The sequence below is a fragment of the Streptomyces sp. NPDC059787 genome, assembly GCF_042732315.1.
GTDB lineage: Bacteria > Actinomycetota > Actinomycetes > Streptomycetales > Streptomycetaceae > Streptomyces > Streptomyces atrovirens.
On the sequence record NZ_JBHWHX010000043.1, the window covers coordinates 19,562 to 40,751 of the forward strand.

Consider the following 21,190-nt stretch of genomic DNA (forward strand, 5'->3'; position numbering starts at 1 on the left):
CTCCGGGGCCCTGTCGACGGGGGCTCGAGCCCAGTACCGCACGCGAGCCCGAGACGTAGTGTCCCAGAGCCACCGGTCGCTCATGGCTCCACCCTCACGGTGAACGCCCTGCGCGGAACCCACCGCGTGCGATGTCGTTCGGCCGGCAGACTTGCTCCTTGCCGTGGGGCTTCGGACGGGGGCGTGGTGAGCAGGCGCACGAAGGGGTGACTGGTCGGCGGTTGGCTCGTGCTGGTTGTCACCGGCTGGTCATTCACGGAGTCGATCGACGACGGGATCGAACCGACGTCGGGTCACTGGCCGGAGCCGTCGTCATCGAGTTCCTCTTCGGGATGCCCGACGCCGACGCCGTCGGCCGACCGGGAGCACAGCCGTACTGCCTGCACCGGCCATCCCGTCTTGGCTCCCACAGCCCCTCCCCAGAGCGTTACGCCTGATGGTGGGCGCGCCCTGGCCGCGCACACCGGCAAGGCGACTCGACCTACCTGCCGACCGGGCGTCCCCGGGCTGTCCCAGGACGCCCGGCGGTGGCCGATGACGACCGATGACGACCACCAGGCGCACGAGCCCACTGCCCTTGACCAGCGAAGTCCCAGCTCACCAAGATGCCCGGCCGGACCCGGGGCAAGAAGAAGTGAGCCCGCACCCACAGGCCCCCTGTCCGCGGTTCTTCCGCCGGTAGGGGGCCTGCCGCTGTGCCGGAGCCCCCGGAGCGCGCGTCCTGTCCACGTGTTGCCTCCGTGCTCGGCATGTTCCTGACCGGTCGGCACGGGTGCGACCGGGCGGATCGCGGTGAAGTCCGGGAACACGTCGCGGGTGGCGGAGAGCAACAGCAGCCATTCGTCGCGGCCCTGCCACGGAGAGAGGTCGCCGCCGCCTCCGCGCACCACCCGCGGGCCGTCCCCGGTGCGAGGGCGTACGGCCGCCGGTGCGTTCGTGAAGTGCGGGATCCCCCCGTCGGCGCAGATCTCGTTCGCCGGCCCCGTCGCGGCCGGCCCGAAGACGTTCCCGGCCGCGGCGGTGCGCTCCTCGTCGGAGAAGTCGTCGAGCACCTGGTCCTCGTCCGGCCTCCCGTTCCCGCGGAAGGTCAGGGTGGCCGTGCCCGCCCGGGCCGCGTACTCCCACTCCGCCTCACCGGGCAGCCGGAACGGCAATACTTCGAGCAGGTCGTCCTCGAGCCGGGCCGTTCTCGAATCCGATTCGGCGAAGCTGTCCTCGTACTCGGGCAGCCAGCGCCGTACTTGCGCCGCTTTGAGCGGATGCCGGGCGATCAGGAACGGCTCGACCCGTACTTCTCGCACCGGCCGGGCCCGGGCGGCACCGGCGAGGAACGCTTCGAGGTCGTCATCGGTGTCGTTCATCCGCTCGACGGCGCGAACGGCGACCAGTTCCTCGTCGGGCATGCCCATCCGGAACGTCCCACCGGGACCGGCTCGGCGTGGACCTGGTTGACTCCGGCCGCAGTTCGCCCTCCGGACGGCCCGCCGCGCGGCGCAGCCGACGGCAGGGGGACCGGGGCCGTTACGACTCGACGTGCGCCGGACGGCGCTCGCGACCGCCGGGATGCCGGTGCCGCCAGATCCAGAAGACCGCACACGACAGCATGGCCCATCCGCCCAGCACCAGGAACGGGAACGCGTGCTGGTGCCCCTGGAAGTACACCGCCGTGTGCTGAGCGTTGACCGAGGCACCGGGCGGCAGCCACTTGCCGATCTCGCCCAGCGGTGACGGCAGCAGCGGCCAGGACACCGCGCCGCCGGACGAGGGGTTGCCCAGCAGGATCATCAGCCCCCACGTCGGCAGCATCGCCCAACGCCCGAACAGGGTGTTGAACATGGTGAAGACCATGCCGCTGGCGAACAGGGTGAGCGCCAGGATCAGCCACGACTCCACGAACGGCAGGTCGAGCGCGCCGAGCAGCCAGTCCACAGTCGCGGCGATGGCGAATCCGCCGAGCAGCGCGTAGGCGAGGGTGAACAGGATGCGCTCGAAAGGCGTCAGGGACCGTGCGTGCACGCTGAGCTGGATCGCCCCGACGAAGCCGATGATGACGGCGGCCAGCGAGATGTAGAAGATCGCCAGTCCGCGCGGGTCGCCCTCCTGCAGCGGATTGAGGTCCTGGACGGTGACCTCGACGCCGGTTTCCTCCCCCACGGTCGGCGCCGTGTCGGCCAGCACCTCCGCGACCGAGGCCCCGGAGGCACCCGACAGGTCAAGGACCGCGGTCCTCCCGTCGTCGCGGATATCGAAGATCGCGAAGACCTCTTGGTCGTCCATGGCCTGACGAGCCTCGGCGGCACTGTCGTACGTGTGCACTTTCACGGACGCGTTCAACGCCTTCTCCAGGGCGTCCAGAAAGGCCTGCCCGCGGGCCTGTTCGTACGAGCCGACCACGGCCGTGGGGATCGAGCGCGGCGTCGGATCGGCCATGGAATAGGTGTACGAGCCGGCGAAGAGACCGGCCGCAGCCGCCAGGATGAGCACCAGCACGATGGCCGGCCACAACGGTGACTGCCGGAACTCGGACCACCGCTGTCCGCGCGTCGGCGGCTGGGCGTGGGCACCATGAGACATCTCTGCCATGACCGGGACGTTTCCATAAACAAGGTGAAAGAGCATCAATAGCGCCGTCACCCGTGGGAGCACTCAGAAGGAGTGTGCACCGCCCCCGCGGGCGTTTTGGTACGGAGGGAAGGCGGGCACCGCCCCACGGCGAACCTGTGCGGCCGGACCCTTCAGGACGAGGCCGGCCGCACCCGCACCGCCCACCCACCACCGCCTGGACGGCCTGGGCCCACCGTCTGCATGTACACCGGCGTCAGCCGCGACACCCTCCCGAGCAGCGCACTTCGGCTTCGGCCCCGCCCACCTGGTCACCGGGTACGTCCGGGGACCTGGCGCCGCGCGCTAAGGGCCGGCCAGGGCGTGAGGTTGGAGTCCAGGATCGGCTCCTTGTAGGTCTCGTCCCCGGGCAGCGGCACGATGAGCCACCGGCCGGGCGGGAACAGCCGCCCCTTGGTGGTGGCGAGCCCGCCGTGGACGGACTTGAGGAACCGGGGGGACGGAGTCCCGTGGTACGTCGTGGAACTCCACCCACTCGACGGTGATCCTGGCATCGTCCTCGGGGGACAGCCGGACGCTCACGGCGGGCGACCCCGCCGGCTCCACGAACGCCTCGTGCGGCAGCGAGCCGGCGGGACCGAACACGGTGAACAGCTCGGCCGACGTGCACCGCGAGGCCTGGTCCGCGCCGGTGTCGTCCGTGACGGACATGCTCGCCCCGAACTCCACCGCGATCTCACGAATCGCCTGGACAGCGGCCTCGGCGGTCGACGGACGCGCCATCTCCGTGCTCCGATCACGCCGGAGAACCCAGGAGAGGTCCAGACCGGTGTCGTTCACCTGTCCGGACCCCACCCGCTCAGACCCCGGGTCCCTCCGGTACCGCAGGAGGCTCGGCCGGCGTCGGCGCCGGCCGGGCGAAGAGGACGGCGCGGACCACCGGCGGAGCGAACAGCGCGGAGACGGGCCGGGCGAGCGTCAGTACGGCACGGAAGGCACCACCCACGACCGGGTCGCCGGGTGCCCTCTCCTGGACCCGGCGCAGGTACCAGTCCGCGACCCGGTCCGCGGGGCCGCCGTCGAGGGCGTTGCCAAGGGCACCCGGCATCTTGCGGTCCGCCCCGGCGGAGATGTCCCACGCCTGCCGGGACGCCGCGAGCAACGCCCGCTGCACGCGCCGGGTCGTAGGCGTACGGCGCGGATCAGCGAGCGCGTCACGCAGGGCGACCGCGCTCATCGCGGCGACGGCCATGCCCTGGCCGTAGATCGGGTTGAAGGTGCACAGCGCGTCGCCGGTGGCGAGGAATCCCGCCGGCGGGCCAGGCAGGTCGTAGCGGCGGCGGACGTTGGCGGTGCGCCGGTAGCCGAATGGCGGGGAGAGCGGTTCGGCCTCGTCCATCCAGCGGTCCAGGAGCGGATGGCCCAGCCGCTTGGCGTACGTCACGAACTCGCCGTCGTCCGTGGGCGGTTCGTCGCCGCGCAGTCCGGAGACGATCACCAGGTGGGTGCCGTCCTCCAGGGGCAGCGCACCGCCGCCGTGCAGCTGGGAGGGGCCGGGATAGACGTAGTACCCGACGGTCGCACCGTCGAGAACCCCCTTCGGGCCGCGGTAGACACGGGAGGCGTAGGCGAGCCCCGTGTCGAGGGTCTCCTCGTGCGGGGCCGCGGCGCCGATCGCGGCAAGCCACTGCGGGGCCTTCGTACCGGCGCCGGAGGCATCGACGACCAGGTCGGCCTCCAACGCCCGGGGCTCCGCGCGCGTGTCCCCGGACCGCTCCCGCAGCAGCACGCCCCGCACCCGCGAGGCGTCACCGAGGAGCCCCACGACATCGGCGCCCTCCACGGTGCCGATCAGCGGGTCGGCGAGAACCCGCCGCCGTACCAGCTCCTCCAGTTGCGCGCGGGACCCGGTGCAGATGTGCGTGGAGGCGGACACCCGGCGGAACCAGCGCCCGGCCTGCCAGAGCACCAGGTCCGACGGCATGCCCACCCACGGCGCGCCCGCCTCCCGCAACTCCGCGAGGAAGCCCGGCAGCAGCGCTTCCACAGCCACCTGTCCACCCTGCAACAGCACATGGGGATGGCGCCCCTGCGGCACCCCGGACCGCGGCTCGGCACCGCCCGGGAACCGGTCCCGCTCGACGACGGTCACCCGGTCGGCATGCCCGGCCAGCACACGCGCCGCGAGCAGCCCCGCGAGGCTCCCGCCCACGACCACCACATGCCGCCCACCCCAACGTCCCGCCCCTACGGCAGAGTTCACCGGCCCACTCCCTGGTCGTCCCGACACCGAGTCGACACGAGTATCCCGCCGCCGAGGCCGGGTTGACCGAGTTTCGGCCCTTCTGCTCACCCGTTCGAGGACGCAGCACAAACCGAGAGGCCCATCCGCGCCGCGCGCTGCAGGCACCGACCGGTCACGGGCGGGAGTTCCCCGGCGCGGTGAAGGGGAAGGCCACGACCACCAGCACCCATCTGACGGTCGCCGCCGCCACCGACGCCGCTGAGGCGGCGCTGAAGGCCGCGCAGAAGGAGGGGCAGCGGCTGAGCGTCGCGGTGGTGGACCGCAACGGCAACACGATCGTCACCCCGCGTGGCAACGGTGCCGGGCCGCAGGCCTACGACTCCGCGATCAAGAAGGCCTGCACCGCCGTTTCCTGGAACGCGCCCACCTCCCAGCTGGTCAAGCGCCTGGAGTCGGCGCCCACCCTGAAGGACATCCCGGACACGCTGTTCCTGGCGGGCGGCGCCCCGGTCGCATACTCCAATGCGCCCATCGCGGGTATCGGCGTGGCGGGCGCGCCCTCCGGCGCTCTGGACGAGAAGTTCGCCCGGGCCGGCGCCGCGGCCGTCCCCAACGGCCGCTGATCCCGGCCCGGCACTGATCCCGGCGCTGGTCCCGCCGGGCTGAGCGGCGGTCCCGCCTCCGGGGCCGCCCGGCGCGCGGGGCGGGGAGGCCCTCCGTCCCGCGCGCCGCCCCGCTCTTGTCCGCACCGCTCTCACGCCACCGCGGGCCCGCCCTGCCGTCCGTTGTCACCGCCGCCCCGTGAAGGAGTTCCGCCGTGGCCGGGAAGTCGTTCCCCCCCTGCCGACCGAGCCCTGCCGGATGCCGCCCGGTACGGTGACGTTCCCACCGTCCGCGCGGCCCTGACAGCGGGCGCGAACCCGGAGGCACGCGACGAGGAGGGCTGTGCGCCGCCGCTGAGGGCGGTCCTCGCCGACGAGGTGGCGGCGGCTGAGGTACTGGTCGGCGCGGGCGCGGGCGCGGACGTCGACGCCGATGCCACGGCGTGGGCGATGATCGCGCTCGTGCAGGGCTGCGCGGCCCGGACGGCCCTCTTCGGCGGGCTCTCCGAACAGAGACCGGGTGACGGGCTGCGGGCGCTGACGGCCGTGCAGCCCGCCACTTCGAGCACCCGGCGCCGACTCACCGCACGGTTAACGTCCCCGAAACGCCGCCCGACTAGCCTCCGGGACCACGCCACCGGGCGACACGCCCTGGTGGCCTCGGCCACCGGGCCCCGCACGGCCCGGAGCGAGGACTGAGGTGGGAGCCGTGCAACTGACTCCGCACGAGCAGGAGAGGCTGCTGATCCATGTCGCGGCCGATGTGGCGGACAAACGCCGTGCCCGAGGGCTGCGGCTGAACCACCCCGAGGCGGTCGCCCTCATCACCTCGCACGTCCTCGAGGGCGCCCGGGACGGCCGCACCGTCGCCGAACTCATGGCGTCCGGGCGGCACCTGCTCACCCGGGACGACGTCATGGAGGGCGTCGCGGAGATGATCCACGACGTTCAGGTGGAGGCCACCTTCCCGGACGGCACCAAGCTCGTCACCGTCCACGACCCGATCGTCTGAGCGGGGAGCGGCCGCCGTGATTCCCGGAGAGATCCTGTTCGCCGAGGACCCGATCGTCTGCAACGAGGGTCACGAGGTCACCCGGCTGACCGTCCTCAACGCCGCCGACCGGCCCGTCCAGGTCGGCTCCCACTACCACTTCGCCGAGACCAACCCCGGCCTGGAGTTCGACCGCCCGGCCGCCCACGGCAAGCGGCTGAACATCCCCGCCGGCACCGCCGTACGGTTCGAGCCCGGCATCCCCGCCGAGGTGGAACTCGTACCGCTGGCCGGAGCCCGTGTCGTGCCCGGGCTGCGCGGACGGACCGGGGGAGCCCTCGATGCCTGAGCTCTCCCGTGCCGCCCACGCCGACCTGTTCGGCCCCACGACCGGTGACCGTGTCCGGCTGGCCGACACCGATCTGCTGATCGAGATCGAGGAGGACCGCTCCGGCGGCCCCGGACTCGCCGGGAACGAGGCCGTGTTCGGCGGCGGCAAGGTCATCCGCGAGTCCATGGGGCAGGCCACCGCCACCCGTGCGGCCGGAACCCCGGACACGGTCGTCACCGGTGCCGTCGTCGTCGACCACTGGGGCGTGGTCAAGGCCGACATCGGCATCCGTGACGGCCGCATCACCGGCATCGGCAAGGCGGGCAACCCCGACACCATGGACGGCGTCCACCCGGACCTGGTCATCGGCCCCGAGACCGAGATCATCGCCGGCAACGGGCGGATCCTGACCGCCGGTGCCGTCGACGCGCACGTCCACTTCATCTGCCCGCAGATCGCCGACGAGGCGCTGGCCTCCGGCGTCACCACCCTGGTCGGCGGCGGCACCGGGCCGGCCGAGGGCTCCAAGGCGACCACCGTCACGCCAGGCCCCTGGCACCTGGCGCGGATGCTGGAGGCGATGGAGGCGTACCCGCTCAACATCGGGCTGCTCGGCAAGGGCAACACCGTCTCCCGGGAGGCGATGCTCTCGCAGATCAGGGGCGGCGCGGTCGGACTGAAGCTGCACGAGGACTGGGGATCCACCCCGGCCGTCATCGACGCCGCGCTCACCGTCGCCGAGCGGACCGGCGTCCAGGTGGCCATCCACACGGACACGCTCAACGAGGCCGGATTCGTGGGCGACACACTCGCCGCGATCGCCGGGCGAGGCATCCACGCCTACCACACGGAGGGCGCCGGCGGCGGGCACGCCCCGGACATCATGACCGTGGTCTCCGAACCGCACGTCCTGCCCAGCTCCACCAACCCGACCCGGCCGTTCACCGTCAACACCGTCGAGGAGCACCTCGACATGCTGATGGTGTGCCACCACCTGAACCCCGCGGTGCCGGAGGACCTCGCCTTCGCCGAGTCCCGCATCCGGCCGTCCACCATCGGCGCCGAGGACGTGCTGCACGACCTGGGCGCCATCTCCATCATCTCCTCCGACTCCCAGGCGATGGGACGGGCCGGTGAGGTGATCATGCGGACCTGGCAGACGGCCCACGTGATGAAGCGGAGGCGCGGCGCCCTCCCGGGCGACGGACGCGCCGACAACCACCGCGTACGTCGCTATGTCGCCAAGTACACGATCAATCCCGCACTCGCCCAGGGCCTGGCCGGCGAGATCGGCTCCGTGGAGAGCGGCAAACTGGCCGATCTGGTGCTGTGGGAACCGGCGTTCTTCGGGGTGAAGCCCCACCTCGTCATCAAGGGCGGACAGATCGCCTACGCGCAGATGGGCGACGCCAACGCCTCCATCCCGACCCCGCAGCCGGTCCTGCCGCGCCCGATGTACGGGGCGGTCGGTCGGGCGCCCGCCGCCAACTCGGTCAACTTCGTGGCGGAGGCGGCGATCGAGGCCGGACTGCCCGCGCGGCTGGGGCTGGGGAAACGGTTCGCGACCATCGACTCCACCCGCGGGGTGACCAAGGCGGACATGAGGGAGAACGACGCCATGCCGGACGTGCGCATCGACCCGGACAGCTTCGCCGTGCACATCGACGGGGAACTGGTCGAGGCGGCCCCGGCGGCGGAACTGCCCATGGCCCAGCGGTACTTCCTCTTCTGATGTCCCGGGGAGCGCTCCTCGTCCTGGCCGACGGACGGTTCCCCGCCGGAGGGCACGCGCACTCCGGCGGGGCGGAGGCGGCCGTCCGGGCGGGACGGGTCACGGGTGCCGCGAGCCTGGAGGACTTCTGCCGGGGACGGCTGCACACGACGGGACTGGTGACGGCGGCGGTCGCGGCGGCCGCGGCGCTGGGCGTCGATCCGGCGGAGCTGGACGCGGCGGCCGACGCGCGCACGCCCTCGCCCGCGCTGCGGACGGCCGCGCGAAGGCTGGGACGGCAGCTTCTGAGGGCGGCGCGCGTGGCCTGGCCGTCGGGCGAACTCGACGCGCTCGCCGGGCGGTTCCCCAAGGGCGCGCATCAGCCGGTGGTCCTGGGAGTCACGGCGCGGGCGGCCGGGCTGGGGCCCGCGGACGCGGCGTACTGCGCGGCGTACGAGAGCGTCAGTGGTCCGGCTTCGGCGACGGTGCGGTTGCTGGGGCTCGACCCGTTCGACGCGACGGGGGTGCTGGCGCGGTCGGCGCCGGAGGTGGACGCGGTGGTGTCGCGGGCGGTCGGGGCGGCGCGGAGGGCCGCCGACGAGGGGGTCGACGCGTTGCCCGCGGCGTCCGCGCCGTTGCTGGAGGCCGGCGCGGAGGCGCATGCGGGGTGGGCCGTGCGGTTGTTCGCCACGTGAGTGCCGGGTGCGCCCCGCCGCCCTTTCCCGTCCGTCCCCGGTCCCCGGGACTCTCATCGGCCTGCCCCGTCCGCACACGCCGGACGGGCTGACTACTGGAGGCGTCGCATGCATCTCGGTCATTCTCTCTCCCACGGCGGGCCGGACGTCGTCAGTGCCGACGCCCGTCGGCCCGACGGGATGCGGCGGGCCCTGCGGATCGGGCTCGGCGGGCCCGTGGGGTCCGGGAAGACCGCGACCGTCGCCGCCCTCTGCCGGGCCCTGCGGGACGAGGTGTCCCTGGCCGTCGTCACCAACGACATCTACACCCGGGAGGACGCCGAGTTCCTGCTCCGCGAGGCGGTCCTGCCGCCCGAGCGGATCACCGCCGTGGAGACCGGGGCCTGTCCGCACACCGCGATCCGGGACGACATCTCCGCGAACCTGGAAGCGGTGGAGGACCTCGAGGACGAGGTCGGTCCGCTGGACCTGATCCTCGTCGAGTCCGGCGGGGACAATCTCACCGCCACCTTCTCCAAAGGGCTCGTCGACGCCCAGATCTTCGTGATCGACGTGGCCGGCGGAGACGACATCCCGCGCAAGGGCGGGCCCGGCGTGACCTCTGCCGATCTCCTGGTCGTCAACAAGACCGACCTCGCCCCCCACGTCGGTTCCGACCTCGCCCGCATGGCCGCCGACGCCAGGGCCCAGCGGGCCCACCTTCCGGTGGTGTTCCAGTCGCTGCGGGGCGGGGACGGGGCGCAGGACGTCACCGCCTGGGTGCGGGAGCGGCTCGCCGCGTGGACGGCGTGAACACCGCCGGTGTGCAGGCGGCCGCCCGCGTCCGCGCCTGCGCCGACGGCCGGGGCGGGACCTGCCTCCCGCTGCTCGAGGGCGACGGGCCGCTGGCTCTCCGGCGGACGCGGGGGAGCGGCACCGAGGCGCACGTCCTGCTCGTCGGTGCCATGAGCGGGCCCCTCGGCGGGGACCGTCTCTCGGTGCGGGCGGACGTCCGGCCGGGAGCCCGTCTCCGGGTCGGGTCGGCCGCCGCGACCCTGGCCCTGCCCGGCCAGCACGAGGCCGAGGCGCGCTACGACGTACGTCTGACCGTCGCCGATGGAGGCGAACTCCACTGGCTGCCCGAGCAGTTGATCTCCGTCAGGGGAAGCGAGCTGCAGATCACCACGCATGCCGACCTCGACCACGGGGCCCGGCTCGTGCTCCGCGAGGAGCAGGTGCTGGGGAGGGCCGGGGAGGAACCCGGACGGCTCACGACACGTCTGACCGTACGGATCGCGGGGCGGACCGTCCTCGATCAGCAACTGGCCTGCGGTCCCGGGGCGCCCGGTGGCTGGGACGGCCCGGCCGTGCTGGGCGGACTGCGAGCGGTCGGTCAGCTCGTGGTCGTACGGCCCGAGTTCGAGGAGAGGCCGGTCACCGCGAGGGAACTGGGAGAGGGTGCCGCCGTTCTGCCCCTTCCGGGTCCCGCCGCACTGGTGACCGCCGTGGCACCGGATGCGCTGCGGCTGCGTCGCCTCCTCGACGGGGCGTCGGCCCTCCTCGCCCCGGCGTCCGGTTGACGGAACCTTCTCATCCGGTTATCGGATCGATGAAGAGGGGGGACCGCCCCCTGCGTACCTCCCCTCCCACTGGGGAAACCCCGGCGCAACGGGTCGCCGTCGTCGGACCGGCCGGCGGCCGAGCCTCCTGCGGCCGGCTGCGGAAGAGTGGGCGGATCCGGAGCGGCTGCGGGCCGAGGCCAGGGAGAAGGACAGACGCATCCGCGAGCCGGAGATGGCGCGTGATGTGTGCAAGCGATTCGTGGCCCTGTGGGTGAAGCAGCTGAGACCGACCCGGCCGTGGCGGCCGGGGTGATCAGCAGCTGCATGGCCGAGTGGAAGATTCCGTACCGCGTAGCCTGCCGGGCCCTGGGGTGTCGGAGTCGTGGTATGACAAGTGGCGCGACCGGCCGCCGGCCGGGCGGGAGACGCGCCGGCAGCACCTGGCGGAGGAGATCGAGGAGATCTTCCACCAACGTGACAACGCCGCCGACAGTCCGCCGGCACCCTTCCTGTGCCTCACCGGCGCACCCCGCGCAGGGCCTTCGCGAGCGGTCCCCGCACAGGTGCCGGGACGCGGATCAGCTCCCGCGGCCCCGCCCACCGTGGAACCGCGTCCAGACGGTGGTAGAACTCGCCGACGTCGAGCGCCAGCTGACGGCCGGCGGTCCAGTACGGGATGACCGCGAGTGAGGGCGTCCCGAGCCGGGCGGCCTGCCCGCCCAGGGGCCGGCTTCCCACGTCCCCCCGCAGCGCGACGCTGCGGCCGACACCGAGGACCTGGAAGTACGCGGACACGTCGTGGACGCCACGGTCCAGGGGACCGCCGCCGGCCGCGGTGAGCGGATCGATCCGCATCGTCCCGGCCACCACGGGCCGCCTTCGGCCGCCCCTGCCGTTCTCGAGCCGCACGGTGAGGTCCGATGCGGGGAACCAGCCGATGTGCTGTCCGCGGTGGGAGAGCCGGATCTCCCCGTAGGCGGCGGCCAGGTGATCGCCGACCGCCCACTCCCCGACCCCGGCGATCCCCTCGACCAGCGCCGGATCGAGCACCAGGCGCCCCCCGCGCTCCAGGAGGCTCACCGCCCTGCCGTCCTGATGGGCCAGGTGCATCCGCACCGGGGCGGTGAGCGCGCCGTCCTTCCAGCGGGGCCTGCCGAGTTCCGCGAGGGGCCTCACCTGGCGGATGCGGCGGGCCAGCAGTGACAGGGCGTCGAGGCGGCCCTCCTCCAGCAGGTGGGCCCGCAGCCGCGTCACCGCCGGAAACCCTTCCCGGACGGACGGCGGGAACTCCTCGAGCACCAGCCGCCGTACCGCCTCGAACCGCTCCCGGACCTGACCGTGACCGCTCAGCACGTAGGGCTCGCTCATGTGGCGGAGGATCTCCACCCGGTAGGTCCGGCGGAGCATCGCCTCCTGCACCGGGCCGGGCGGAGTGTGCGCCTTGACGGTCTGCACGACCTTGCGCAGCCAGCCGAAGTACTCGTCGACGACGAGCTGCCTGCTGCTGGTGTTCCCGCCGTCCTCCCGGCGCATCCAGTAGTAGCAGGGGTAGTCGCCCAGGACCGAGACGCACCGCGCCACCGCGTACGCGTGCGCCATGAACACCTGGTCCTCGAGCCGGCACCGGCCCTCCGGGAACCTGATGCCGTGGTCCAGGAGGAAAGCGCGGTGGAACATCTTGTGGGGCGTCAGGCTCTCGAACAGCGGGTGGTCGTCCACGGTGCAGCGGTCGACCGTGCGGGCGAAGACATTGCTGGGCCGTGCCATGGTGCCCGCCGGTTTGCCGAGGACGATGTCCGAACCGTTGCGTCTGCCCAGGTCGTAGAGCCGTTCCAGCGCCTCGTGGCCCAGTTCGTCGTCCTGGTCGACGAACTGGACGTACTCGCCCCGGCTCAGTTGCACCCCGACGTTCCTCGGCTTCCCCGGCCAGCCGGAGTTCTCCTGGCGGTGCACCCGCACGTGGGGGTGCAGGGCCGCGAGCCGGTCCAGGCGTTCGGCCGAGTCGTCGGTCGAGCCGTCGTCGACGTACACGACCTCGTAGGCATCGCGGCCGATGCTCTGCCCGAGCAGGCTCTGCGCGCACTTGTCGATGTAGGGGCCCGCGTTGTGGACGGGGACGACGACGCTGACTTTGAGCACGGGATCCACCCTCGTGTCCGGCTGGGGGGCGCGGTGGCCTCGGTGTCCGACGGCGGCGGAACGGCGGTTCCGGCACCGCCGGCCGTTCCCGGAACGGCCACGGGTGAGAACCACCTGAGCCCACGGGCGAGGAACGTAACACCGGAGACGGAGCCGCACCGCGAACGAGCGCCACATGTACCCGAATGGCGCACCGCACCGGGCGGGGGCACGGGACAGCCCTGACGCCGGCGAAAGCCGCCCCACCGCGAGCCGTGGACGCCTTGAAACCCTCCAGGAACTGCTGCTCCACCGCCGTCGCCCGGTCGTAGGCGGCCGGGCGACGCAGGCCGAGCGTCCTGCCGCGCGACAGAAGCGACGGCTGAGCGCGGGGGTGTGTCTCCGCCCGTCCCCCCGTGCCCGTCGCGGTCCGCGTGCCGCGCCGTCTGGCCAATGGCCTGCGAGGCGTGGACACAACGGTCTGTTAGAACTGCCGCGTGCCGCCCCGGGACAGAGCATGACCACCTGCACCCGTGACCGGTTGCTCACAGCCCACCGGCACCATGCGGCCGAGAAGGAGGGGGAGGGACAGATACCGGACGCCGGTCTGTCGAAGCATCCCGTGCAGAGGCGTACCCGGACACGGGGCGACCGTGTCGCAGGAGCCGGTCCACCGGCGGACGCCGTGAGCGGAACCGGGCGGTCACGGCCGCGTCATGGCCCCGCCCGGTCAGCCGTACGAAGCCCTTTATAGGGTCCGTGCCATGTGCACTTTTCCGGTGAGGTCTCATTCAGGAGCAGCGCGGTGAACCGATGGACCGGCCTGGCACTCGTACTGGCCCTGGGAGGCCTGCTGGGCGCCTGCGGCACGGCGCCGACGGAGACGCACCGCCCGGTGCCGGCCGGGGACAGGCCCTTCTGGCAGGCCGAGTTCGACGGAGCGGCGGGAACCCGCCCGTCGGAGAGGTCCTGGAACACCGAGACCGGGAACCGGGAGGCCGAGGGGTGGGGCAACAACGAGTTGCAGTACTACACGGATCGCGCGGCCAACTCCGCCCTCGACGGCGCGGGTCACCTTGAGATCTCGGCGCGCCCGGCTCCACCAGGAGCCGAACTCCCTTGCTTCACCGAGGAGTCCTGCCCCTGGACGTCGGCCCGCCTGACCACGGAGGGAAAGGTCGCACTGACCCGTGGACGGGCGGAGATCCGCGCGAAGATGCCCACGGGCACGGGGCTGCTGCCCGCGATCTGGATGCTGGGCGACAACGGAGTCGAATGGCCCGGACAGGGTGAGATAGACATCTGCGAAGTGGTCGGCGGAGAACCGCGGACGGTGTACGGCACCGCCCATGGACCGACCTACTACAACGAGAACGGGATCGGCGAAGCCACCCCCCTGACCGCCGACGCCTCGGCGGCCTTCCACACCTACGCCGTCGACAAGCAGCCGCACCGCATCACCTGGTCCGTCGACGGAAAGCCGTACTTCACCCTGACCCCGTCGAAGCTCCCCTCACCGCGCGACTGGGTCTTCGAACAGGACATGCACCTGCTGCTCAACGTCGCCGTCGGAGGCGACTGGCCGGGTCCGCCGGATGCCTCGACGCCGTCCCCTGCGACGATGACCGTCGACTACGTCCGCTTCTACGGCGAGGGCCACGCCTGAAAGCCCGGGGCCCCGCCGTGCCGGACGGCGGGGAGCGCACGGGTCCGCGCACCACCCCTTTGCCGAGCATGCCCGGAACAACGGCCCGCCCCTCGGGGGTGTACGACCTTCAGCTAGCGAGGACCCCGGTCGACGGCCCAGAAACGAGTTGTCCCGGCCGGGGAGGAGCCGCTACCGTCACGCCGGCGCGACAGACGCGTGTTCTCGGGATGGGGAGGTTGATGAATATGGCCGCCGTAGGCCCTCATCGGCATGCCTTCATCCGGCCCGCGTGACAGCAGAGCGCGGCCCGGTCGCTCCTAACGACCAGGAGAGACACATGTCTTCCTCTTCTCCATCCGCCCACGCCGACGTGGTCACCAAGCGTCTCGTCCTCCGGCCCTGGACCATGAACGAGGCCACGGCGGTCCTCGACGGCACCCGGTGCTCGCACTGGGCGGACGACTTTCCCGCCGACGGCGATCACGTGGTCGCGGGCCTCTTCGGCCAGCACCCGGAGTGGCTCGGCGTCTACGGCCACCGTCTGATCATCGAGCGCGACAGCGGCTTGGTGGTGGGCTCCATCGGCCTGTTCTGGCCACCCAGCGAAGGCGTCCTCGAGATCGGGTACGGCATCGTGGCCTCCCGCCGCGGCCGGGGCTATGCCCCCGAAGCCACCCGGGCCCTGGCCGGTTTCGCCCTCACCGCGCCTGATGTCCACACCGTGTCAGCCAGCGTGGAACTGTCGAACCCGTCCTCGGTTCGAGTGCTGGACAAGGCCGGCTTCCACCGGTGGGCCACCGAGGGGAACGTGGCCAGGTTCAGGATCACGAGTCCGCACCACGACCGGCGCTGACCCCGGGGTTCTGGAGGCGATGTCCTTCAGGACCCCAGCGCGATGGCTGCCTCGATGATGAGTCCGTGCGGATCAGCCATGAGGCGGTCTGCCGGGCCCTGTTCGTCGAAGGCCGTGGAGCGCTCAAGCGTGAGCTCGTCGCCTGCCTGCGTACCGGCAGAGCCCTGCGGGTGCCTCGTGCCCGGTCCAGGCGAAGGCGTGGGCTCACGTCACGCCCGAGGTGTCGATCAGCGAACGGCCGGCGGAAGCCGACGACCGCGCCGTACCGGAACACCGGGAGGGCATCGCTGAGTTGCTGTGACGCGGCCCGCCACCGCGCCCCGTACCCATGACGCTCCCCGCCTGAGGCTGAGCACCGAAGTCGTCCACCCGGGCCATCTACGGTGCGCAGTCACACCACGGTCGCCGCACCCACCGTGCGGCGACCGGTTGTTCCGTCACCATTTCCGCGACGGTCGGGAGGCTCGTGCGAGCACCCCTGTTTCCCGGTCCCGCCGTCGTCCAGGACGAGCGCGCTGCCGAAGCCGAACTCCGGGACCCGGAGCTGGAGCAGATCTGCTCGGTGGTCAGGCAGAAACGCCGGCCCTGTCCAGGACGGCGGCCATCTCGTCCTCGGGCAGCGCCGGGTTGGCACCCGCGCTGGAGGCCAGTTCGGGGACATGGAGCGCCTCGCGGAGCCGGTGGAGCGGCAGGCGCGGGTCGCCGGCGGCCGCCTGGCGGGTCCAGACCGCGGGGTCACGGCTGAGCCGTTCGATCAACGCGGGTGTGGCGGCCGGGTCCCGGACGGCCAGCCGGCGGTAGTCGCCGTCCGGGTGGTCCGCGTAGCGGGCGGCGAGGCCCTCGCGGGGGAAGCGGGGGTGCGTCTCCGCCATCCAGGCGGAGAACGTCCCACCGAGACGCGCGTACACACGCATCAGGACCTCCTGCGGAGTGTCGGGGTGGTGCACACTCAAGAGGTCCTCCACCAAGGGGTCCTCGGTGCGCGCGAGCAGGCTCACGAGGTCGGGCGGCAGGTGGGGGCTCTGGGCGGCGGCGCGCCGGAGCAGCGGGTGGGCGGAGGCCGCGGCCCGTCGCAGCACCTCGGGGTCGGCGACCCCGTCCCGTACCCACTCCACGTCCCCCCTGTCGAAGGCCCCCACCGTGAAGTCGATCGCCATGCGCCGCGTCTCATCCAGCTCGGGCCTGAGGGAGACCGCGAGCCGTACGGCCCCGTCGGGGTCGACGGCGAGCCGCTTCACGAGGTCGGCGGGCAACGAAGGATTCTCAGCGAGGGCATCCAGGTGCATCCGCTCGGCGACACACCGCTCGGCGTCGGCGCGGTGCAGGAGGCCGCGGCGCAGGGCCTCGGCCGCGGACTTCGGATCGCGGAGGAGTCCGGCGGTGACGTGTGCGTCCCGTCGGCACTCCCACAGCGCGGCGGCCCGCCGCACCTCCGGGTCGGGGTCGGCCGGCAGAGCCGACCGCTCGCCCGGCGCCAGGATCTCCCATGCACGCACCGCGCCCCTGCGCGCCGCCGGATCATGGTGCGTGGCCAGCGAGGCCATGAACGACGGCGCGAGGTGGGGTGAGTCCAGCAGGGCCGTCCGTACGGAAGGGTCGGGGTCGTCGAGCAGGCGGTCGCACACGTCGTCCGGCAGCGGCGTGACCGTCGTACGTGGGATGCGCCACTCGGGTCCGTACGCGAGAGCGGCCCGCACCTTGGGGGAGGGGTCGTCCACAAGTCGGGCCCGCTGCACGGGTTCGGCCCTGGCGCTCACCGCGAACTCGATCCGGGCGCCCGGGTTCGGGTGAGCCAGGATGACCGCGACGGCCTGCTCGGGAAGTCCAGCCCGCTGCAGGGCGTGACGGGGCGGTCCGTCACCGCCGCCGTCGAAGGCGAGCAGGCGCAGCAGCAACGGTGTCGGCAGCGCCGGGTTGCGGGCGACTCCATCCAGCGCGGACGCGTGGAACGCGACCATGATCCCCCCGTTTGTCTCCGTCGGTCCGTCGACCTTCACACCTGACCCAGGCACTGCCGCCGCCGACGTCCCCGTCCAGGAAAGTCCAGCTCACAGGCAGAGACCCCGGCGTCCCGTACGTAAAAGCCAGTGCTCCCGCACTACCCCCGGTCCTCTCGGTCCAACATCGAAGACAGGAACGTAGTGGTTGTCCGACTTCCCTGGCAATCGATCAATGTTCAGTGTCGGAGGACACCGACAGAGAGTGAGCGTGACACCCGTGTCACGCCTCCCCGGAGAAGTGTCACGCCGCCGCGAGTACGTGCCTTCTTCATCCGTTTCTTGGAACCTGTAGGGGCCTCCGGGCTGGATTTCGAGCGGGCGAGCGTGACAACCGGGATCTGACCTCACGCGCGCTCGGGAGCAGTACGTGGCTCTGTTCATGAGAACGGACAGCAGATGTCCACCACTTCGGGAGGCACCACAACACACCGAGGATTCGAACGCTGCGTGAGGTGTGGCCCGGAGGTGGGAGGAGACCGATCCGGACGAGCTGGCCGCGCGCGGCGTCTACGCGCCGGTCCACGTCCTGTCCGACGGCCCGCCGGGCGCGATCGTCATCGCGCCCGGAGATGTCCGCGGCACCGTGCTGATCCCGGAGAAGTGCGGTGGCTACTGCTGCGGCCTCGACGGAGCTGACGGCCCCAACTCGGCCTGCGAGACGTGCGGTCTGCCCGTGGCGAGCAGGATCGACGACTGCTCGCTCTGGCAGGCGGTGTGGCTCGCCCCTGACGCCGTGCGCCGCCGCCGAGTCGACGGTACCGACACCGCACCGCTTTCCTGGGCGGAGCTGGCGGCGCGGGGAAAGGGCACGCCTCCGTTCGAGCCGATCACCGCCTGGGACGGACCACGGCTGGGGTCGAACCACTGGTGGTCCTGGAGCCCGCGGTGGGAGGCGGCGGCCGGCCGGGCGCTCGCCCATCTGCTGACGGCGTCGGAGGGCCGGTCGGTGACCGTCCCGGACGGCCTGGCCGAAGAGGTGTTCCAACGTGTCCTCGCCAGCCTCTGCACGCCTGCATCGACAACGCCGTCAACTCCGCGGCCGGTCCCCGCCTGCGCGAGGACCGCCACACCGTCATGTCCCTGCGGGGCCGTCCGGAGCGACCGGCACCGCCAAGGTCACCCGCGGCTACCACCTGCCCGCCCGGCACGTGCCGCATCGGCCCCGTCGTCGACGGGCCGTCGCGGCCGGCGCACGAGCGGCTCCTGGCCGCCTGCGACCGCGACCGCGGCACGATCATCGACCTCACGGCTCTGCCCGCCTGCCCGTACTGCGGCGGCGTCTTCCTTCACGCCCGCGTCGGACCGGGGTTCATCGACGACGCGCTCATGCCCACAGGACACCGCCTGACGCGCCGGCTGAGCGCCCTGTCCGCCGACGCCCGCCTGCTGGTGGTGGAGATCGGCACCGACTTCGACATCCCGGCGTCATCCGCTTCCCCTCCGAGCGTGTCACCCACCACCGTCCCCACACCCGTCTGATACGGATCAACGACGGGCACCCGGACGTCCTAGGCCACCTCGCCGACCGCGCCCTGCCCGTCGCCCACCCCGCAGACCGGGTGATCACCGCGCTCGCCCGCACGTGACAGCACCACCGGCACCCGAGAAGGAGGAGCCATGGCTCCCAGCGAGGCCACCTACGCCGTCACCGGCGCCTCCGGCCGCCTAGGCGGACGCATCGCCCGCCGCCTGGCCGCCGCCGGCATCCCGCAGACCCTCCTGGCCCGCACCCCGGCCCGCGCACCCCAATTGCCCGGCGCCACCGCCGTGCCCGGTGACTACGGCGACCGCGACGCCCTTCTCCGCGCTCTGCGCGGCACCGACCGCGTCCTGATGGTCTCCGCCCCGGAGTCCCCCGACCGCCTCCAGAAGCACCGCACCTTCATCGACGCCGCCGCCGAAGCCGGTGTCGCACACCTGGTGTACATCTCCTTCCACGGCGCCGCGCCGGAGGCGACCTTCACCCTGGCCCGGGACCACTGGCACACCGAACAGCACATCCGCGCCGGCGGCCTGCCCTTCACCTTCCTGCGGGACAACCTCTACGCCGACTTCATGCCCGCCCTCGTCGGCGACGACGGCGTCATCCGCGGCCCCGCCGGCGACGGCCGGGCCGCCGTCGTAGCCCAGGACGACATCGCCGACGCCGCCGTCGCGGTGCTCCGTGATCCGGGCCCGCACACCGGCCGCACCTACGAACTGACCGGCCCCCAGGCACTCACCCTCACCGATGTGGCGGCCACGATCACCGCCGCCACCGGACGTCCCGTCTCCTACGTGCCGGAGACGACCGAGGAGGCCTACGCCTCCCGCGCGGGCCACGGCGCTCCCGACTGGCAGCTCGACGCCTGGGTCTCCACCTACACCGCGATCGCCGACGGATCCCTCGCCCAGGTGACCACCGCCGTCAACGAGCTGACCGGCCACCCCGCCACCCCGCTCCAGCAGGTACTGCGACCCACTCCCGACCCGGCAGCCCGACCCTGACCGCCCACCGTCAGGCCGCGCCGACGCACTCCGCCGCCAAGGCGGTGCCACCCCTGGCCAGGCCCTCCCCGCCCCGGCTCTCCCCGGTCAACGACCCGGCCGCCCTCCGGTGACCCTGGTGTGCGCATCTTCAGGAAGCAGATCCGGCCGCACCGTCCGTCGCCGATGGGGCGGTTTCCGCCTCGGGCGCGGGGTTGTTTCAGCGGGTGGTCAGGCATGTCCAGAGCAGGTCGAGGGCCGCTTCCAGGGCGGCGATCAGCTCGCGGAACGGCTCGCGGCCGCCGGCCCGCGCGGGCAGCACCCCGCAGCCGATCAGCGAGGCCCGTCCGGCCGGCTGCGCGCCGCGCATCCCGGTGGACACCGTGCCGGCGGTGACGCCGATGCCCGTGGAGGCGGGGTGTTCCGGTCCCGCCACTGCGCTGAGGGCGACCGTGTCAGTGCTCTGGAGGCCCGGTCCACCCGTACCACCGTGTATCGGCGGCATCGCGCCGGGAGTGGCGGGGCCAGACCGTACGGGTACGGGGCGCGTGTTCCGTGCGGGGGCGTCAGTACGCTCCGAATGACCAGAAGACGCCTGCTTCTTCGTCGTTGACCGCGACCACGCCCAGGTCCTCGAACATGTCGAGGCCGGCGATGTACTCGCGGGTGTGGAAGCAGTGGGACGCGGTGCCCTGGAGGCCGGACGCGAGGAAGTCGGGTGCCGGATCGGAGGCGGCGGCCGTCGCGTTGGTCCAGTAGCGGGCGCCGGGCCCGTACCGGTCGAGCAGCAACCGGGCGTCCACCAGTAGGGCGTCCCGGTCGGGGCGGGAGCGGACGGGGGCCGGCTCCCCTTGCCATTCCTCCGCCATGACGGCCAGCGCGGCGACTGCCGCCTCTGCCTCCAGGGGGTACAGACGGGCGGACAACTCCGCCGGGTCCGGCGGGTCGAAGGGGTAGGCGGGCACCGTCCGACGGGCGGGGTTGGCGCGGTCCCGGTCCAGCCGGACCCAGCCGCGGGGATCGGCGACCCTCCGGTGCAGCACGGCATGGACGTCGTGCGCCCACTCCTCGTGCCGTCGGGGACCGGTGGCCACGAAGGTGTACGTGTCGTCCAGCAGCCGCAGCGCCGCCGCGTTCCAGGGGCTGCGGCGGGAGCGGAACTCCGCCAGCAAACTGCCGACTTCCCGGCCGAAGGCGCCCTTCGGCTCACGCGGGACGCTCCGGAGCCGGTCGAGGGCCCAACGGACGAGCTCGTCCCCTTCTTCCGCCGTGAGACCGGACGGCTCCGCCGGGAGCGCGGCGTCCGACGCGTCCCACAGCGCCTCCAAATGGGCGTCCAGCAGGTCCAGGGCCGCCCGGTCGGCAGGTGCAGGCATCTCGCCACTTTAGGCCCTTGAGGTCAGGCGGCACCGCCTCCGGGGGCGAGC

18 protein-coding genes and 3 pseudogenes are annotated in these 21,190 nt (G+C 72.6%); 13 read left to right on the plus strand and 8 right to left on the minus strand.

The annotated features are described in order from the left end of the window. Positions 1 to 293 precede the first annotated feature (293 nt). The 4 genes and pseudogenes from ACFV5H_RS30260 to ACFV5H_RS30275 form a co-directional block, all read right to left on the minus strand. Complete coding sequence (locus ACFV5H_RS30260) at positions 294 to 1,403, minus strand: SUMF1/EgtB/PvdO family nonheme iron enzyme (protein ID WP_385059241.1); 1,110 nt, start codon at positions 1,401 to 1,403, stop codon at positions 294 to 296. 118 nt (positions 1,404 to 1,521) lie between these two features. Beyond that, a complete protein-coding gene (locus ACFV5H_RS30265) occupies positions 1,522 to 2,583 on the minus strand; it encodes an ABC transporter permease (RefSeq protein WP_385059244.1) in 1,062 nt (353 codons plus the stop codon). Positions 2,584 to 2,873: 290 nt separating this feature from the next. Continuing rightward, a pseudogene (locus ACFV5H_RS30270) lies at positions 2,874 to 3,345 on the minus strand (hypothetical protein). Between the two features lie 76 nt (positions 3,346 to 3,421). Then, complete coding sequence (locus ACFV5H_RS30275) at positions 3,422 to 4,774, minus strand: FAD-dependent oxidoreductase (protein WP_385059246.1); 1,353 nt, start codon at positions 4,772 to 4,774, stop codon at positions 3,422 to 3,424. A gap of 188 nt (positions 4,775 to 4,962) precedes the next feature. Between ACFV5H_RS30275 and ACFV5H_RS30280 the strand changes: the two genes are divergently transcribed. The 7 genes from ACFV5H_RS30280 to ACFV5H_RS30310 all read left to right on the plus strand — a co-directional run bounded on the left by ACFV5H_RS30280 (position 4,963) and on the right by ACFV5H_RS30310 (position 10,696). Beyond that, positions 4,963 to 5,430, plus strand: coding sequence for a heme-binding protein (locus ACFV5H_RS30280; protein ID WP_385198168.1), 468 nt, complete (start codon positions 4,963 to 4,965; stop codon positions 5,428 to 5,430). 688 nt (positions 5,431 to 6,118) lie between these two features. Further along, positions 6,119 to 6,421: an urease subunit gamma gene (locus ACFV5H_RS30285; RefSeq protein ID WP_385059630.1), complete on the plus strand. Its 303-nt coding sequence runs from the start codon at positions 6,119 to 6,121 to the stop codon at positions 6,419 to 6,421. A gap of 16 nt (positions 6,422 to 6,437) precedes the next feature. Next, positions 6,438 to 6,749: an urease subunit beta gene (locus ACFV5H_RS30290; RefSeq protein ID WP_385059633.1), complete on the plus strand. Its 312-nt coding sequence runs from the start codon at positions 6,438 to 6,440 to the stop codon at positions 6,747 to 6,749. Beyond that, entirely contained in the window at positions 6,742 to 8,463 is a 1,722-nt protein-coding gene (locus ACFV5H_RS30295; protein WP_385198134.1) for an urease subunit alpha, read from the plus strand. The genes ACFV5H_RS30290 and ACFV5H_RS30295 overlap by 8 nt, the downstream gene beginning before the upstream one ends. Next, a complete protein-coding gene (locus tag ACFV5H_RS30300) occupies positions 8,463 to 9,137 on the plus strand; it encodes an urease accessory protein UreF (RefSeq protein ID WP_385198136.1) in 675 nt (224 codons plus the stop codon). The genes ACFV5H_RS30295 and ACFV5H_RS30300 overlap by 1 nt, the downstream gene beginning before the upstream one ends. A gap of 108 nt (positions 9,138 to 9,245) precedes the next feature. Then, positions 9,246 to 9,929 (plus strand): urease accessory protein UreG, encoded by a 684-nt coding sequence (gene ureG, locus ACFV5H_RS30305; RefSeq protein WP_385198138.1) that lies wholly within the window; start codon positions 9,246 to 9,248, stop codon positions 9,927 to 9,929. Then, entirely contained in the window at positions 9,917 to 10,696 is a 780-nt protein-coding gene (locus tag ACFV5H_RS30310) for an urease accessory protein UreD (protein ID WP_385198140.1), read from the plus strand. The genes ureG and ACFV5H_RS30310 overlap by 13 nt, the downstream gene beginning before the upstream one ends. Positions 10,697 to 11,194: 498 nt before the next feature. Here ACFV5H_RS30310 and ACFV5H_RS30315 read toward each other — a convergent pair whose 3' ends face one another. After that, a complete protein-coding gene (locus ACFV5H_RS30315) occupies positions 11,195 to 12,817 on the minus strand; it encodes a glycosyltransferase (protein ID WP_385198141.1) in 1,623 nt (540 codons plus the stop codon). A 784-nt stretch (positions 12,818 to 13,601) separates the two neighbouring features. Between ACFV5H_RS30315 and ACFV5H_RS30320 the strand changes: the two genes are divergently transcribed. From ACFV5H_RS30320 to ACFV5H_RS30330, 3 genes and pseudogenes are all read left to right on the plus strand, one after another. Continuing rightward, a complete protein-coding gene (locus ACFV5H_RS30320; protein WP_385198143.1) occupies positions 13,602 to 14,462 on the plus strand; it encodes a family 16 glycosylhydrolase in 861 nt (286 codons plus the stop codon). Between the two features lie 319 nt (positions 14,463 to 14,781). Then, on the plus strand, positions 14,782 to 15,297 hold the full coding sequence (locus tag ACFV5H_RS30325) for a GNAT family N-acetyltransferase (protein ID WP_385198144.1): 516 nt from the start codon (positions 14,782 to 14,784) through the stop codon (positions 15,295 to 15,297). Positions 15,298 to 15,350: 53 nt separating this feature from the next. Beyond that, a pseudogene (locus ACFV5H_RS30330) lies at positions 15,351 to 15,580 on the plus strand (IS30 family transposase); the annotation flags it as partial. A gap of 283 nt (positions 15,581 to 15,863) precedes the next feature. On the opposite strand, the gene ACFV5H_RS30335 reads toward ACFV5H_RS30330, so the two are convergent. Next, positions 15,864 to 17,255, minus strand: coding sequence for a Mucin-2 (locus tag ACFV5H_RS30335; protein WP_385198145.1), 1,392 nt, complete (start codon positions 17,253 to 17,255; stop codon positions 15,864 to 15,866). Between the two features lie 502 nt (positions 17,256 to 17,757). Here ACFV5H_RS30335 and ACFV5H_RS30340 point away from each other — a divergent pair. The 3 genes and pseudogenes from ACFV5H_RS30340 to ACFV5H_RS30350 form a co-directional block, all read left to right on the plus strand. Further along, a pseudogene (locus ACFV5H_RS30340) lies at positions 17,758 to 18,349 on the plus strand (hypothetical protein); the annotation flags it as partial. A 22-nt stretch (positions 18,350 to 18,371) separates the two neighbouring features. After that, entirely contained in the window at positions 18,372 to 18,776 is a 405-nt protein-coding gene (locus ACFV5H_RS30345; protein ID WP_385198171.1) for a hypothetical protein, read from the plus strand. Between the two features lie 138 nt (positions 18,777 to 18,914). After that, a complete protein-coding gene (locus ACFV5H_RS30350) occupies positions 18,915 to 19,784 on the plus strand; it encodes an SDR family oxidoreductase (protein WP_385059303.1) in 870 nt (289 codons plus the stop codon). Between the two features lie 199 nt (positions 19,785 to 19,983). Here the strand turns inward: ACFV5H_RS30350 and ACFV5H_RS30355 are convergent, their stop codons facing one another. Together ACFV5H_RS30355 and ACFV5H_RS30360 are read right to left on the minus strand one after the other, a co-directional pair. Beyond that, positions 19,984 to 20,199: a hypothetical protein gene (locus ACFV5H_RS30355; RefSeq protein ID WP_385198146.1), complete on the minus strand. Its 216-nt coding sequence runs from the start codon at positions 20,197 to 20,199 to the stop codon at positions 19,984 to 19,986. Positions 20,200 to 20,329: 130 nt separating this feature from the next. Then, on the minus strand, positions 20,330 to 21,139 hold the full coding sequence (locus ACFV5H_RS30360; protein WP_385198147.1) for a hypothetical protein: 810 nt from the start codon (positions 21,137 to 21,139) through the stop codon (positions 20,330 to 20,332). Positions 21,140 to 21,190 lie beyond the last annotated feature (51 nt).